The sequence below is a fragment of the Prevotella veroralis DSM 19559 = JCM 6290 genome (genome assembly GCF_000377625.1).
GTDB lineage: Bacteria > Bacteroidota > Bacteroidia > Bacteroidales > Bacteroidaceae > Prevotella > Prevotella veroralis.
This window is the reverse complement of the sequence record NZ_KB898338.1, coordinates 1-16927: the sequence shown is the minus strand read 5'-3', so window position 1 is coordinate 16927 and position 16927 is coordinate 1. Positions and strand designations below refer to the sequence as shown.

Here is a 16927-nt window from a genome sequence, read left to right as displayed (position 1 = left end):
TAATTTTATTTTCCCGTATTTCTTTGAGTTACTTCAATTTTTGTAATATGATGGAAATCATCTACCTTCACATCATCAATAGTCACACGTCCGTAACGATTACTCTCGAGGAAGTGTAATCCTTGACAATAGTCTGGGAACACATTATAACGCTCGCCATTGATGTGTACAACGACTTGATTACCATTACCGCCGAGATAGTTATTAATAATGAAATTACGATGTGCATAGAATGCTTCTTTATCTCTTGCACCCGCATTGGCAATAGCTTGTAGATGCTTCTTAATACCATTCTGCACCATAGCTAATGTATCAATAGGCTCAGGTTTGGGCTGATCGACCTCATCAGCTGGATCTTCAATGATGTCTTCAACCTTTGGAAGGATAGTTATAACATGAGATACAGGATACAAAGTGGTGTTAGTCTTCAGTTTGACGAGATATTTACCAGGCTCGTCATATTTATAAACCACCTGACGCTCGAAAGCATCAATAGTTCCACTCTCACCGAACTCCCAAAGCCAGCTTGTCATACCGTCGCCTTCAGCTGAGAATACGAGCCGTTCACCTGCATAACCTTGCGTTGGTCCGACAATCTTAGGAATAGAATCAACTGCTACAGTGTCCTTGGTAATCTTCACAATATCAACAGTCTTCTCTTTGATAACCTTACCATCAACCTGTAGTGTGATGAGGTACTTTCCAGCCTGTTTGTAAACATAACTAATGTTAGGCTTACCAACAATACTGTCGCCATTACCCATTTTCCATAATACTCTCTTGTCAACAACTGCCGCAGAGTCATTAATGGTAAACTTCAAAGGCTCGTTTACTTCCAATTGACTATTCGCATTACTGTCCTGAATGAAAAAGTCCAGATTCTTGTTGACGTTGCGTGATGGGAGAAGCAATGCCACCAATAATCCGACTATAGCCAGTGCCGAAACGATAGCCAAAATGATTTTTTGTCTTTCAGTCATAATTATTGTTATTTAATTGTTATATCATAAGGGGTTTAATTTGTTAATTGTTAGCCATATATAACTTGGATGGTTGTAAACCAATGCTCTATATTCATAACAATAGGATTATGGAGAGCATACGCTTCTTGTGGAAGAATAAGTTTTATCAACTATTCCTGCAGAAAGGCAGACAAGGAACCTGCCAGAAACCAACAAAAGACTTATTTAATCTTAGTCTTCATTTCTTCGAGAGTCTTTTTTCTGTCTTCCGTATTCTTGGTCGTCCAATAGAGTTTCTGCTTTATGTCGAAATAGTCTTGTATCGTTTTGAATGCACGCATACAATAGAGATATTTCGGGTCATAAGAATGTTTACGATAGTTGTCTTGCAGCTGTGTCATACGATCTTTTATCTCACTAATATGCTGTGATTGCTGTATCTCGAAATTAAGCGAATCAATATCCTTCTTCAGCGTAATCAGTTTCTCACTCATTTGCTTCTGATCTTCAAGAATAGCCTCGGCATCATTGATTTCTGTCACCGCATTACCTGTAATGGATTCTGGAATAGGTGTGACATACTTACAAAGGAGGATATAAAGTAAGGCCACAGAAAAGCATAACAAAAGCGTAAACTTAATACTGGACCATATTTTTTCGTCTCTTGTCATAATAATAAATTATTAATTTCTTTTTCTATTTAAAATTTCCGTTGCCTTCTGAATCTGTTCCATAATGTAGTCTAAGTCACGTTTCTCATCAAAGTAAGTTGCAGTGGTTTCCTGCGTAGCTTGTAGTTGATCAAACAGCGCCTTATAGAGAACATAGTTGGTGGTATCATTATCACCACGATAGATTTCATCTTGCATATCTTGTCTGTGACGAGCAATTATCATCTGATATTGCGCCTGCTCATTATCCGTACGCTTCTCAGTAACAAGATTGTTCATATCCTTGAACATTTGATCCATACGGAAATTATAACTTGCCTGCTTACGGAATACCTCATCATAACGCACTTTCTTCTCGTCGACCATGTTGATTCCACGTTCGGCAGTTTTCAATGTGCAAACAGCAAAGAGTACGAAAAGCAATAGCGTGAAGCTAAAGATGAAAATAAAAGAATTCTTTGCCTGACGGCGTTCTTTTCTATTTTTTTCTACCATTGTCAAGTGTATCTGTTAATCCCACACCTTCCATGACTTGCGCTCACTCTCAGAGGCCTTGCCATTGTTATCTTCACTAATAATAATATTCTCCTTGATGAGTCCAACGTATTCGAGTTCGCTTAACTTATGGAAAAGCGTATCAATTACATTGAGGAAAGCTGCAATACTTGTAAAGAGCGTATTCAACTCAAGGTGGTTATAATTCAGATGGGCGATATCGCTTGTCTTGTGCATAAAGTCAGACGGCTTAATATTTGTCCACTCATCAAAGTACTGCAATAGTGTCTCAAAGTCCTTCTCAGGTAAAGAACGGAGTGAAGTGAGCAGAAGATTAGCTAATGCATTTGCAAAGCGTACAGTATAGATTGGAGGCTGCTCAGCTGCAATATTCTTCAATTCAAAGCAGTGCTGGCTATAGAAATTCTTTACCACATCGCAAAGAGCAAAAGTATTATCTGCAAGCATACTGCGGTGAGGGTTAGAAATATTCTTAGCATATACCTTGAGTGCATTGCTGTGAATACGCTCAAGTGTTTCTGTCATATTCTCTAAAGCATGCATAGATCTCTCTGAACAGTTGATACGTTGAATAGCTGGGATATAGTCGCTATCTATCAAGAAGGAACCACCATCAACGATAACCTTTCCCGCTACTATACTATTACCCTCAAGGAAAGCCTTATTAAGATTTTGTTCCAATAACAGTTGCAAAGTAACCTCTGGCAATACGTAAGGATGATGGAGTGGGGTGGTTTCTGGATCTGGTACACCAACCGGCAGCATCTTGTAAGGATTAACTGTAAGGAGTATGCAGACTACCTGACGTGTAGAGAGATCAATTTCGATATCTTTGAGCGTACACTTTGGCGTGAAATCGCCATACAATTCCTTTGTAAAGAGAATATGGTAACCATTACGAGTCACCGCATTACATGCTCTAAGTTCTACTGATAAAGTCTCTGCAGACTCACCCTTAATATCCATATCAATAGAACATTCTTCTTTTTCAGACTTTTCACCGAATCCATAGTTATAGCTTGTCAGTTCCTCTTCACGGTTCTGTCTTAGCATCTCAACTACATTGTAATAGGTCTCAAAGAAATGGGTATTATTAATTTTCTGGCCGTTAACCCAGTTTATTGGCAAATGCTCAATCTTCTTCATGTTGTATCTGGTTTATACTTTTTACTCGTTTTATATAGATAACTTGATTTTTCTTTATTTTGTTTTCTGTGGCTGTACAACGTGGGTCCAGCATCCGAATAAATAGAGGATAGCGGAACCATCGACTCGTATAGAATATCCACCCACTTTCTGCACCTTCCATATTGATTTCAATCTGCGCCTGTGGGAAACGTCGATTTTGGTCTTCAACAAGCCAGTCAAACCAGTCACCTAAAGCGATACCCTCAGCCAAGCGAACAGAAAGGGTCGTATAGTCGAAATCACCAATCTTTCGTTTAAGTTTCACCTTGACAGTTAATGCCTTGAAAGTATCGAGATTGTCCCAATAGTTTCGATTAAATCCACTATGATTGATTCTCCACAAGTCGTAGATTGCTGGTTGTATGTTTCGGAAATACTTGAAGCTACGGAAAACAAAGTAAGGGATCATAAACCAACAGACAGCTGTCATCGCCCAAGGTGTATATTCCAATCCTCCGCTAATCCAGTTGAATACAAGATAGTAAATCCACATTCCGATAATACCTGAGAGCACTGTTACGAGAAGTTCAATAGACATATCATCGTTCTTCTTGCTAATGACCACGCGCAGTGCCCATAGATAGAAAAATCCGAGAATGAGATAAGAAGTAACAGTCAGTACAAGTCCTCCCCACACATATTCATTCTTCAAATAGCCGAAGAGAGAAGGAAGTCCAAGGAAAAGTCCTGCCAAAAGAGCAAAGACAATAATCCTCTTCATGCCCAGCTGCTGTCGAATAGACTTCAGTGCTCCCATAACGAACACCATAACCATTGCAAGAAGCGGAGCCAATAAGTATTTCAAAAAGAAAAATATTAAAGGTTTCATTATTTCTTCTTATAAATTCGTATCATAACCTAAATAATTCTGTCCTAAGACGAGTTCTGTATTTGTCGTGACAGTATATATTATCTTTATATCTCTGGACGAAAGGAGAAAGAACGACAGCACATACTTTACTGTTTCTATCTGCTTTTTCAAAACACTTTCTTTTATCGTATCATGAAAGCAGAGATTTACTTCAACATCATCCAGCTCACATAGTAATTGTCCATCAAGTCCTGAGTCAACCCCCAACATACAATCACCTAAACTGACGTAAGGAAGATTCTCTTCGTAATGATAGACGTATCGTATTTTAGCATCAATACCACAGACTATTGAAAGTAATTCTTCCAATGCTGAAAGATTCTCCTTGTAATGCTCTACCTTGAGAAGACACAAAAACATCTTGTATCTTTCGTCAACAGTAAGAGGGGCAGTCTTCGGGAAGAAAAGACTGGTAACATTCTTGATAATAACATTCTCAGACGGCCTTTCAAATAAGGATAACTGCCGTTCAAAGATACGTACACTATCATGGAACATCATTGTGTCGAACGGAGAGAAAAAGTGTATCGCCTTCTCTGCCTTCTTCCTATTCTCTCGAATCGCTTCAACAACCTCCTTGTTGCTCATTCCTGGTGAACTAAGAGAAATAGGGTGGAACATAAACTCTGGAAGTTGATGATAAAAACCATTTCTTGCAAGGTTAAGTATCAGTCGTTCCCTTAATTGTCCATCCTTATAGACTTCCTCTTTCTGCAACTCGATAATATCTTGAGAGTTCACACGGCTATTCATTCCGTGAGTCACAACAACGGTCTTATCAAGCAAATCCTCCCCAGTAATAAACTGCAGTTCAGCATAGAAGACTTCCGCAATAAGATGACGTGCATCACTATTACTGAATCCTTCTAAATCCCTGTTAGAAGTTGTTATGCGTGATTCCATTGCAGATTTCCATCTTTATAGGTTGCTATTATGTGGTCGCCAGATTTGATAGCCTCTGAGACAATCAGCTTGGAAATAGTCTTTTTCAGATAAGTTCTCACTACACCTGCAATAGGACGCGCACCATACTGTGGCGAGAATCCCTTTGAAGTGAGATAGGCTATCGTCTCTGGTGCTAAATCCAACTGAATATCCTTCTGCTCCAACAACTGCTTCTGCAGGCGTGAGAATTGGAGAAGGAAAATCTGCTGAGCAACCGCCTCTGTAATAGGTGAGAATGGGACTACCTCTGTCAAACGACCAAGAAACTCAGGACGGAAGTACTTCGACATAACCTCAATCAGTTCGTTAGAGGTTGGCTGATGTCCCTTCTGAATCTGTTCAGCAATCCATTGACTACCAATATTAGAAGTAAAGATGATGATAGAATTGGAGAAGTCACCTTCACGTCCTAATTTATCATGTACCTTACCTTCATCCATGATCTGCAGGAAGATATCGTAGACACTACTATGTGCTTTCTCAATCTCATCAAAGAGTACGACAGAATAAGGCTTTTGGCGGATTTTTGTCACAAGCAAACCACCCTCTTCATAGCCTACATATCCTGGAGGAGCACCATATAGCAAGGCTGCAGAATGCTCTTCCTTGAACTCCGACATATCGAAACGAATCATTGCCGTGTCATCATCAAAAAGAAGATCGGCTAACGATTTCGTCAACTCTGTCTTACCCGTACCAGTAGGACCAAGGAAGAAGAATGAACCGATAGGCTTCTTTGGGTCACTCAGACCACTTCGTGACTCGATGATAGCATCAGAAAGTGTACGAATAGCTTTATCCTGTCCCTTAACTCTTTCGTGCAACTTGGTTTCGATACCCAAGAGTCGGTCTTTCTCTTGTGCCTGAATCTTTCCGATTGGGATACCAGTGTCATCTGCCACAACTGATTCTATTTCTAATGAGCTAACCTTCTCAATACCTTTCTGTGAAAGAACTGAGAGTTCGTTCAACATCTTACCAAGCTTATCTAATTTCTCCTGTGTTGAATCATCATCCGTCAGTACGAAGTCGTCTTCTATCTTTGAAGTCAAAACAACACTCACCTTGTTAAAGATTGTGTGATAAAGCAGATGTAAGTCGAAATCGCTCACATCATCTACTGGCATTGCCTTGTACTTCTCATACTGCTCCACAAGTTGTTCTACAATACCTGCAGCATTCTTATTACTCAGTCTTACCGAGGCTGCAGTACTATCAATGAGATCTAATGTTGAGGCCGGTTGGCTCTTTTCTTTGTAGTATCTGTTAGAAAGATTATATGCACTTATGAATGCCTCCTCCGTCATTGGTAGGCTATAGTAAGCCTGCAGAATTGTTCTATGTTTTAGTAATGCACTGCGAAGAATATTCGGCTCAAGTTCCTCTACATTAATAATATTCAGTCTATTCGCAATAGAATGTTTCTCAATGTGCTTACGGAAAGCATCCATAGAGAGAACCATCAGCAATGTGACTGCACCATCGCAAATTTGTGCATCAAGGTTGTTGAGAATATAGGTAGCTGCCGTTGGGTTACCACTTTCGAGTAACAACTGCAAGTCGTCAATAACAAGCACACCACGACTCTTTGCCTGATTCATCTTCTGCAATAAACCTGTTAGTTTTTGGGTAATCTCCGTTTCATTGCCCGATTGTGCAAGAATCTTTGATGTGTTCAGCCCGACCAACGATGTCTGGTTGATAATCTCATCTTGGTTGATTTCCATTTCATGGGCAAGTGCTCTGATAATACCCGTCTTACCAACACCAGGAGCGCCTACAAGAAGAATGCCTTGTCGTTCTGAACGTTCCAACGTTTCCAATATCAGACGTATTTCCTTGCTACGACCGATAATAGACTTACCTTCTTCTAAGAGTTCTGCTCGGCGGAGATCAGATACGTACTGGATAGAACTACCCATATCCATCTCTGCAACTGGAGATAAAGGAGAGGTTGAAGCCTCAAAATATTCCATTATCTCATCTTCTGTCACACCAATTGATTCTATTTGCTGATGGGAATAAACCACACCATCTCTGACAATTGCTGAGAACACACACAAGGCATCAACAGAGTCTGTACCAAGTTTTATCTTTGAGCGTTCTGCCTCATCAAGTACTGTCTCAACCTCGTGGTCGGCGATTATCTCACCTGCATCATGCTCAACACCGACATACATCTCCCGATAAGTCTCAAACCAATCACTGATGTATGTCACTTCCTTTTGCATTGAGTTCAGAATCTCACGCAAACCAGTCTGTTCAGTCAACATAGCAATAACAAGATGAGCTACGCCGAACGACAGGTGTTTATCCTGATGTGCCATTGCCTTGGCCAACTTAATGGCAGCTATGAGGCTATTGCTGTAATTTTGTGTATTCATACGAAAAATATCTTGTAAGGCGTCTTATTGATAGAACGCTTTGAAAGTTCGTCTTCTAAGAAACTTGTCATTGCAGGTAAATCAACATTCTCTTCTTTACTTGCACCTGAAAGTTCTATTCTTACTTCTGTTGTACGGATAATACCACGTCGCACATCGTTTGAGATAGCTATACCATCTCTGATATCTACAGATTTCGCCAATTTCCCTAAACTACAAAGTACAAAACTCTTTATATCTTCACGCGTAACAATACGATCCTTTGATAGCAAACCATAACGGAGTCGATTAATCATATCACGTTCTGAGTCGTGAGCATTACCTTGTTTTGTCGTCGTCTGGAACAACAACCCACTTGCCGAGAATTTCTCATTCTCCGCTTGGTAGACTACCGTACGACTATCCAAACCATTAGCAACTTCGGCATCAGTAGTCCAATAACTCACCTCTACCTCTGATGTCTTCTTGTAAGGCTGTGTAAATAGAAAAGCACGAGGAATACTCTTATCTTGAGTGAAATCGTAGATGCTCTTTTCTATGTTCTCTATATTATTATAGAGATTGTTCAGCTGATCCGTGAGCGTATCTATCTCCATACTCTCAAAAGCACTTCCGTCTTCATGGATTAACTGAATTAGTTTGTTTATCAATATGCGAGCATTGTCTGAATCAAATCTTTCTATGTTTCCAAAGTAAAGGCTGTAAGTACCTGTAGAGGATTCATTATAATTCCGCACAATATCCACGTACTGGTGGTTAGCATCATCATGAAAAGATTCTACATTGAGCAGGAAACGATTTTCTTTGCATCGTAGAGCTACGATATTACCTTTTCGTGCAAAATCATGTTGTATTGTTACCAAACTACGATTGACAACTGGATAAGTATTGAGTAGAAAACGCACTTTCCCAAAATCCACATGATTAAACATCACTGGAAATTTCAACTTTAACCATACAAGTTTACTGCTTTCATCATCTCCCTCTTCAGAAACTTCCCATTCTGATGGATAGGTACTGAAAGGATTAGATGAGAGGGCTTTTGAATCAAGGCTTATCTGAACATAGTTTTTTGAATAATAGTCACTAATTTCATCGAAATAGTGATATTTCTCACTGTGTTCCAGTGGAAACTGTGGAACCGAAACTTCTAATCTCTCCCCAGCCCCATCATAAACATGCACATCTCGCAGGAAAGGTGTGAGATTATTGTCTTCCAAAAGAATACACAATATCAGTTTATGAGTTGAACGTAGTAGGCTCTGCGTCATTTCCAGACCTATCCACACAATACCATCTTCTGACGGCACTACTACGTTTGGAAGTTTTGTTTCTTGCAGACTACCCTCATACGAATACATTACCCGACTATCGTAGGATAGGGCCTTTATCTTGGCATTTACTAAAGGGTAATTACTTAGAGGAGAGAAGTCAAGGTCTACCCATCCCTTTTCAAACATCATCTTCCTCGTATAAAAACGATCTGTTAATGTTAGTAAGCGAGACTCGTCACTCTTAGGTTCCACACTCAACAAAGCATGGGAAGGCATTGGAAGTGACCACTGCTGAGGAACTAACAAGCATGCCAACCGATACAGAATATTTGAATCAGAATCGGATATATTCTGATGAAGTCTACTACTATTATAGGCTATTACGTCAAGAATTAAATCAATAACGGGATCCATCTGCCTCAGATCTGTGATATTCCACAAGTCCATTGCAAATCTCCGAAGACGTTCTTTTATACTCTGTTGCCTTTTATCTATCATATTTTATTTTCATCTCTAATAATGATGTATCTCATTTGTGTGAGCTATTTGATCCTTTAACAAAGACTGTCAACGATTTGTATGCTCATTCCACCATAACACGTGCATACTGGGCTTGTACGGGATAATACTTTGGAGCCGTCAAAGCGGGCTGCCATACAAAAAGTGAATCGTTTCTCATATTGTCCATAGTTCTTTTGCTGTCACACGATATGCAACAGAAGAAAAGTAACAAGAGTGTTAAGTAGTTCAATATGTTTATTCATTTCATCTTCTTATATTACACTTTCCTTTCTATCAGCCAATCTTACTGTGATATTGGACTTATATAGAGATGTGTATTAAAGTTGAAGTGCTGGTCATTTCTTACAATAAGACCATTTACCCACAAGCGTACACGCTTTCGAGCATTAGGGAACTTATCTCTGACATCTTCCTCAACCTCAGTAAGTTCTACTCTTACATGGACGTCTTTTAAACGAGGTTCATACTTAATTATAGTGGCTTCCAATGACTGTCTGACCTTATCTTCCCAGTCTTCGTTTTTCAAAACTTGATTGAACTCCAAATCCCATATAATCGAACCGTAATCCTCTCTTCCTTCCACTTCTCCATGACGAGAAACCACCAACATCATGAGATGCTGGGCAATTGATTCCTCATAGGAGCATCGTTGAATTTGTCCATTTAAAGCCCCTGATAAATCCAAAGGCAGTTTTAGATAGTTCATTTTATACCAAAATATTGTGCAAATATATATTATTTTTAATAGATATGGGCATCTTTTTTCTGTTTTTTATATTTTATAAGTATTTAATTGATGAAGTTTTCCACGTAAACAAGAATTTCTTATTTCTTAAAACAAGCTTTAACTCTGTATCTAAAATCAACTTTTAGTATTATATGGGGCTTTTCCGAAATATGGAGTGATAAACTAAAAGTCTTATATAATAGGCACACGGAGTCACGGAGGTAACGCACTATGTCACGGAGGTGCTGGCGACACAAAGAGCGACGGAGGTATAGCCTACAGATTCTTGATAAATACTTTGGGATAAACGCTTTGTATATAAATTGCTAATAGAAATAATCCTCCGTCTTCTCTTTTCTCCTTGTGACATTTCTCAGAAACCTAACCTTAAGTGGCAAAACTAAAGATATGAATTGATATAGGAGAAAGGATTAATCGAAAAAGTCTTTACATTACTGAACGTTTTTAGTAAGAAAAATACGTTTAAAACTAAGTTTTCATGTGGTTTTATAAATACTTAGTAGTCAGTTTCTTACAAGAGAGCAAATCTAAAGGTGCCTAATTAGCCTTCAAAAGGGCATCTTTAGCAAGCCAATTAGGCATCTTTTGCATGGCAAAAGAGCATGTGTTAGCTTTGAACAGCATAAAAAGGGTTTACAAAAATCAATAGCATGAGAATAAATTGTTTGTAGAAGACAGATAGACATCACATCTAATTACATTTATCATGTAGTTTATCCCCCCTTTATAAGACCATCTTATTGGAGGTAAGCTTACCATGTATGTGGATTAATCTCATTCTATCTCGTGGAACTCGCTCCAGTATCTTCACTTGCTTGGTAATCTGATTTATTCTTTCTTCCTTATCCATATTTTCTTAATCTGATAAATCTATAAATTTACCAACAGCTTGTCCTATTATGTCTACATACGACTTTACATCTACCACTTGTAGATTTTTACTGGATGCTTTGCCTCCCAATGCCAAGGCTGGAACATAACCATAGCACTGACCATATTGCAAAGTAGGTAACTTTCCCTTAATATTTAAATAAGGTCGGGAGTCAAAATATTCCTTGTCTATAATAGCCGTTTCATCTCCTAAAGTAAAGTTTAAAAGAAAATCCATATCACCTAAGATCTCGCTTGTACACTTTCTTATATTTATGAACAAGATTCTATTTCCCTCATCAGATGAAATCGTCCAATTATCATTACCTTCCCATATTAACAAATCTCCTAAAGCCGTAACACCAAATACAATAGAAGGTTCTAACAACTTATCAATGTAATCAAATACAAATTCATACTCATCAGGATTAATAAACTGTATAAAACCATCTTCATAAATACCATAGCCCATATTTTGCCAGATGGTTAACAGTTCATCAGGTAGTACTCCTTTATATTTATTGATTGTTTTAATAGGAACATCACTATACTTGGTATAGTTGTTTTTATTTCTTTCTTCAAATGTTAATCGTGCCATAATCTTATCTTTTTGTTACTCAGAACTTAGGAATTGGAGTTAAAACAAAGCTACGCCATCATTGCGTTGTCAAGCGTTACTTGTCAACCAGTTCAATCTTTTAGCCCCAAGCGCTTCATGTCCGCCCCATAGAGCCTATCGAACTCCTCGGGTTCCAGTCCGTGTGCAAGGTAAAGCTCAACGAACTTCTTATACACGGAGGGTTTAATCGTAGGCAGGTCTGTCTCACTGGCACAAAATTCCATACCTGTTAAACTCTTTTTAAAGAATATAGGCATAGGGTTGTCTTTAGTTCCATACGTCGGGTCCTGCCACTGCTGACGATTTACGTAGGCTGAGAAACTTTTAATCCAGTAAAGAAAAGTTAGTCTCTGAACTTCTATGTCATCATACCAGATTTTTTCGCCACTACCCCTTTGAATGGTATTATAACCGCCTATAAAAGTAACAACTCCTAAATACTTCTTATGTTCAGGAGAATAGAAGTAAATCATATTATAAGTTGCAGAGCGTGTTTGTGCTACTCCCATAAACCATGCGCTGGTAGTGAAGACGTCGTCGTCGGTATCTATTTCACGGTGATTTATAGGTATTTTTACTACTATTGTGTCTGAATTCTTTATATACGTATCTGCGTAAGGGATAGCGTCTTTATTTCCACCAAGCGTAAACCTCGTTATAATAAAGATACTTAGTGGTGCACCTACAAGAGATGCAAAGATGGTTCCTGCTGTTGAGAAGATTTTAATTCCTCCTATTGAAAAATTATTTGCCATTGATATTATGAATTTGCGATGATACCCATATAGTTTGCATTACATCTGCATTGTTCTCATCACAAAAGTACAAATAATCTGGAGCGTTCTCAACTTTTTACTCACATTTCTTGCTTTGCAAGCAACTTGTCAACTCATAAACCAGTCCACTCGTCACCTAACTTAATCCTTCAGCCCCAAGCGTTTCATGTCTTCTCCATAAAGACGGTTAAACTCTTTTGAAGACAATTCATGCGCAAGATAAAGTTCAACAAACTTCTTGTTAACACTGGGCTTGATGGTAATAAAATCATCCATACCACCTAATTTCTCATGACCAGAGAGTGACCTCTTAAAGAAGATGGGAACAGGATTATCCTTTGTGCCGTAGGTTGGATCCTGCCATTGCTGACGGTTGACATAGGCTGAGAAACTTTTAATATCATAAAGATAAGCTAGTCTCTGATCTTCTATGTCATCATACCATATTTTCTCGCCACTACCTCTTTGAATGGTATTATAGCAGCCTTTAAAAGTAACAACTCCTAAATACTTCTTATGTTCAGGAGAATAGAAGTAAATCATATTATAAGTTGCAGAGCGTGTTTGTGCTACTCCCATGAACCATCCGCTGGTAGTGAAGATATCATCATAGACATCTATTTCACGGTGATTTATAGGTATTTTTACTACTATTGTGTCTGAATTCTTTATATACGTATCTGCGTAAGGGATAGCATCTTTATTTCCACCGAGCGTAAACCTCGTTATAATAAAGATAAGCAGTGGTGCACCTACAAGAGATGCAAAAACTGTTCCTGCTGTCGAGAAGATTTTAAATCCTCCTATTGAAAAATTATTTGCCATTGATATTATGAATTTGCGATGATACTCATATCGTTTGCACTACATCTGCATTGTTCTCATCACAAAAGTACAAATAATCTGGAGCGTTCTCAACTTTTTACTCACATTTCTTACTTTGCAAGCAACTTGTCAACTCGTAAACTAGTCCACTCGTCACCTAACTTAATCCTTCAGCCCCAAGCGTTTCATGTCTTCTCCATAAAGACGATTAAACTCTTTTGAAGACAATTCATGCGCAAGATAAAGTTCAACAAACTTTTTGTTAACACTGGGCTTTATGGTAATATGTTCATCCATATCTAAAGTTTCATGTCCTGACAACGCACGCTTAAAGAAGATAGGAACAGGATTATCCTTTGTACCGTAGGTTGGGTCCTGCCATTGCTGACGATTTACGTAGGCTGAGAAACTTTTAATCCTGTAAAGAAAAGTTAGTCTCTGAACTTCTATGTCATCATACCAGATTTTTTCGCCACTACCCCTTTGAATAGTATTATAGCTGCCTATAAAAGTAACAACTCCTAAATACTTCTTATGTTCAGGAGAATAGAAAGAATACATATTATAAGTTGCAGAGCGTGTTTGTGCTACTCCCATAAACCATCCGCTGGTAGTGAAGACGTCGTCGTCGATATCTATTTCACGGTGATTTATAGGTATTTTTACTACTATTGTGTCTGAATTCTTTATATACGTATCTGCGTAAGGGATAGCGTCTTTATTTCCACCAAGCGTAAACCTCGTTATAATAAAGATACTTTGTGGTCCACCTACAAGAGATGCAAAGATGGTTCCTGCTGTTGAGAAGATTTTAGTTCCTCCTATTGAAAAATTATTTGCCATTGATATTATGAATTTGCGATGATACCCATATAGTTTGCATTACCTACTGTGTCATTGTCGTCGGAATCATTTAACTCCTTCATTATTTCTCCAGTCTTTCCTTCTATCTTATTTTCTACCCAGTTTGATCCTTCATCTACCGCATAACCAACTGCAGCTCCTGCAAGACCTAAACCCAAAGACTTTCCAAAATTCTTAAAGCCATCTTTCCATGCACCTGTTTTAGCGGCTTTTACTGCAGCAGTCTTTCCTCCCTGAATGGTTGCTGCTTCAGCAAGAACATCCTGTTGTTCGAGTGCAGCTTGAACTGATTTATGCATCAGTTCCTCAGAAGATTCTTTATACATCTGTTCTACTAATTCTGCAGAAGCAATAGAAGTTGCACTTGCACCATTTGATGTACGAGTAGCTACTTGAGATCCCCAAGTAGCAGCTTCCGCACTTGCATCAGCAGCTTGTGTTCCATAAGCCAAAGACTCCAAGCCTTTCATGTTTGCCTCTCCTGTTTTTGATGCTACCTGTGCATCTATCCTTGCAGCCTCACCCACTCCTGCCTTATTTGCTTTTACACCTGTAGTGATACTACTTTCAACAACAGACTCTCCAGTTCCTACCCCAGTAGTCGTACCAGTGTTTTTTAAATTTCCTATAGAGTCAGACTTTTGGTTGGATTTGTCCGTCTCACTAAAGTCAAAGCCTCCAAAGTTTAGTGCACCAGTGTAGAAGCCCACTGAGAGGGCTAAAGCAAAAGGATTGGCTCCTCCTGTAAGCCCACCTATAGCACCTTGAATGAATTTACTTTTCAGCTGAACATATATTTCTGCTGCATTCATTGCTGTAATATATAATGCAGCTTTTTTAGCTTGTTCAGGATTAACAATGATATTAATTAATCCTCCTGTTGTACACATCATATAAGATCTATTCAGCAGAGCTTTCTTATGCTCTATAAATACACTTGGGTGTGCTGAATTCCAAGATGACTCCAGTGTGTTATCACAATCGTGGGCAACCCCTTTTATCCCTCTATAGCCTGCATAACCGGCTGCTAAAGTTCCAACAGCTATTGCTGCACCCACCATCCAACCTTCGATAGCTACAGCAGATAGTAAGACAGCACCAACGCCACCAGTTGCAACAATAGCAGCGACAATCAAAGCTCCAACTGCAACGCCAGCAAGAAATGTTAACAGACCTCCCCATTTCTTTATAGGCATTTTGCAAACAAATGTTTCAGAGATTTTTTTGTCATCAATATTTAGTAACGGCAGCTTTGAGGCAGTATTGATAACATTACCATCCTTATCAACTCTCCATATCTCTCGCGGTGTTCCGCAGGTCATATTAGTACAAACTACATTCGTACCATGTCTTACATAGGATTGTCCCATAATTTAAATTGTATTAGTCAGTCTTCGTATTTGTAAGTCGACACTCAATGTGACATTATCAGTAACTTCTTCTATAACACTCAGTGAACCTTTCTGAAGGCATCGTTCAGCCTGATTAATCCAAGATTGTTGTGTAAAGTTGATGTTATACTGCGTAAAGCTATATTGTATCAAAGGTTTTATCTTCTCATCGTATGCTTTGCGTATCGTCTCGTCAAAACGAGAATCTGATGTATTTTTACCACTGCATTCCAATAACAACGTCCCATCTTCTTGAACCTCAGACCTTAGTTGTGTTTCCAAACTGAATTTGTTTTCTGGGAAAAGGCGCGATGCGTAAGGGATGGTATCATTCCCAACACGTAGCTGGTCAGAAACTAAATGTTGACCAAAGAAAATAGAGTAAAAGGGATTGGCTATCAAACTCTCCATAAACTTATCATACTGGTATATTATCTTATCTTCCAGTTTGATGAGATTGTTCAGTGCATTGCTTCCAGCCGTACCTTTCAGGAAATTATATTTGTCCGTTAGCCGTTTCTTCTCCTCATCCCATAATGCTGTAATTTCGTTATGATTGAGAACCTTTGTTATTAATCCAGTGTCAGGGTCGATACCTATTATGGCATTGACCTTCATATTCTCCAATTCATTAATTAGGGTTATTGATTCCACATATTGTTCTGGGAAAATAGAAGGAATATCATCTTTCACACTGAAGGCAAAGCCCTGTGTTCCTTCTGCATCCGTGAATCTCTCTACAGAGTAATCTTTCTTACTGACAATAGTACTGACAGGTATCTCGTCAAGCTTCGTGGTGATGGTCTGTACACAACGGTACTTGTAGTCTCTTTGTGTCAGACGACCTTCTTGGACGTGACCGTGTAATCGATCTATCAAACTCATTATCTATATGTTATTTAATATTGACAACTCCGCCTTTCTCTTTATTAATGTTGACAGGATCACCTACAATGTCTACACTTCCACCTCCCTCGACTTTTATACATTTTTCCATATTTGGTCCGATAACACTCTGTGTTGATCCTTTGACATAAATATTCTCAGATTTCAGCGTAATGCTTGTGTTGGCTATTATAATCTCGCTTGAGCCAACAGATAATGTTATTGTTGATTCACCTTTCAATTTTATGTTTCCCCCACTACTCATTTCAAGCACACTTTTTCCCTTGCCGACATTTATCGAAGCATTACTTCCGGCATTTACCGAATGAGTAGCTTTTGCATTCAATGTAGAATTACCTGCACCATCAAAAGTCATGCTTACACCGCCTTTATCGTGTAGTGTTACACTACCTTTAGAATCATCAAGTTTCAAGGAACTGCCGGTGCGACTGGTAAGGCTCTTGCAGTTGTTGCCTTGACCACCGCCACCACCTGTAACTCCGTTAAAGAGACTACCCATAACGTATGGTCTTGCTGGGTCACCATGACGGAAGCCGAGGAGGACTTGGTCGCCTACCTCTGGGATAAATACAAAACCACGGTTGCTTCTTACGTC

Annotated in this window: 16 protein-coding genes; all 16 read right to left on the bottom strand. The window is 38.9% G+C overall.

Going from position 1 to position 16927, the window contains the following annotated elements; genetic code table 11:
- Positions 1-5: 5 nt before the first annotated feature.
- On the bottom strand, positions 6-980 hold the full coding sequence (locus D464_RS0110890; protein ID WP_018911405.1) for a PKD domain-containing protein: 975 nt from the start codon (positions 978-980) through the stop codon (positions 6-8).
- Positions 981-1183: 203 nt separating this feature from the next.
- A complete protein-coding gene (gene tssO, locus D464_RS0110885; RefSeq protein ID WP_024985965.1) occupies positions 1184-1633 on the bottom strand; it encodes a type VI secretion system TssO in 450 nt (149 codons plus the stop codon).
- Between the two features lie 12 nt (positions 1634-1645).
- The gene (gene tssO / locus D464_RS0110880) at positions 1646-2128 is read right to left on the bottom strand and encodes a type VI secretion system TssO (protein ID WP_018911403.1); all 483 of its coding nucleotides are present in this window, start codon (positions 2126-2128) and stop codon (positions 1646-1648) included.
- Positions 2129-2143: 15 nt separating this feature from the next.
- Positions 2144-3295: a hypothetical protein gene (locus tag D464_RS0110875; RefSeq protein ID WP_018911402.1), complete on the bottom strand. Its 1152-nt coding sequence runs from the start codon at positions 3293-3295 to the stop codon at positions 2144-2146.
- Entirely contained in the window at positions 3282-4166 is an 885-nt protein-coding gene (locus D464_RS0110870; protein WP_024985964.1) for a TssN family type VI secretion system protein, read from the bottom strand. The genes D464_RS0110875 and D464_RS0110870 overlap by 14 nt, the downstream gene beginning before the upstream one ends.
- A 9-nt stretch (positions 4167-4175) precedes the next feature.
- Positions 4176-5111, bottom strand: coding sequence for a hypothetical protein (locus D464_RS0110865; RefSeq protein ID WP_018911400.1), 936 nt, complete (start codon positions 5109-5111; stop codon positions 4176-4178).
- Entirely contained in the window at positions 5096-7537 is a 2442-nt protein-coding gene (locus D464_RS0110860; RefSeq protein WP_018911399.1) for an AAA family ATPase, read from the bottom strand. Before D464_RS0110860 ends, D464_RS0110865 begins: the two co-directional genes overlap by 16 nt.
- Positions 7534-9309, bottom strand: a complete 1776-nt coding sequence (locus tag D464_RS0110855) for a type VI secretion system baseplate subunit TssF (RefSeq protein WP_024985963.1) — start codon at positions 9307-9309, stop codon at positions 7534-7536. The genes D464_RS0110860 and D464_RS0110855 overlap by 4 nt, the downstream gene beginning before the upstream one ends.
- A 307-nt stretch (positions 9310-9616) precedes the next feature.
- Positions 9617-10039, bottom strand: coding sequence for a GPW/gp25 family protein (locus tag D464_RS0110845; protein WP_018911396.1), 423 nt, complete (start codon positions 10037-10039; stop codon positions 9617-9619).
- An 898-nt stretch (positions 10040-10937) separates the two neighbouring features.
- Complete coding sequence (locus tag D464_RS0110835; protein ID WP_018911395.1) at positions 10938-11549, bottom strand: GAD-like domain-containing protein; 612 nt, start codon at positions 11547-11549, stop codon at positions 10938-10940.
- Between the two features lie 92 nt (positions 11550-11641).
- Positions 11642-12325, bottom strand: coding sequence for a hypothetical protein (locus D464_RS0110830; protein WP_018911394.1), 684 nt, complete (start codon positions 12323-12325; stop codon positions 11642-11644).
- Positions 12326-12487: 162 nt separating this feature from the next.
- Positions 12488-13171 (bottom strand): hypothetical protein, encoded by a 684-nt coding sequence (locus D464_RS0110825; RefSeq protein WP_018911393.1) that lies wholly within the window; start codon positions 13169-13171, stop codon positions 12488-12490.
- 162 nt (positions 13172-13333) lie between these two features.
- Positions 13334-14014 carry a hypothetical protein gene (locus D464_RS0110820; protein ID WP_018911392.1) on the bottom strand — a complete coding sequence of 227 codons (681 nt, stop codon included), beginning with the start codon at positions 14012-14014 and terminating at the stop codon, positions 13334-13336.
- 5 nt (positions 14015-14019) lie between these two features.
- Entirely contained in the window at positions 14020-15405 is a 1386-nt protein-coding gene (locus D464_RS0110815; protein ID WP_026284690.1) for a PAAR-like protein, read from the bottom strand.
- 3 nt (positions 15406-15408) lie between these two features.
- A complete protein-coding gene (locus tag D464_RS0110810) occupies positions 15409-16311 on the bottom strand; it encodes a hypothetical protein (protein ID WP_018911390.1) in 903 nt (300 codons plus the stop codon).
- Positions 16312-16321: 10 nt separating this feature from the next.
- The coding region (locus D464_RS13785) for a phage baseplate assembly protein V (RefSeq protein ID WP_018911389.1) at positions 16322-16927 on the bottom strand (606 nt) is incomplete at its 5' end.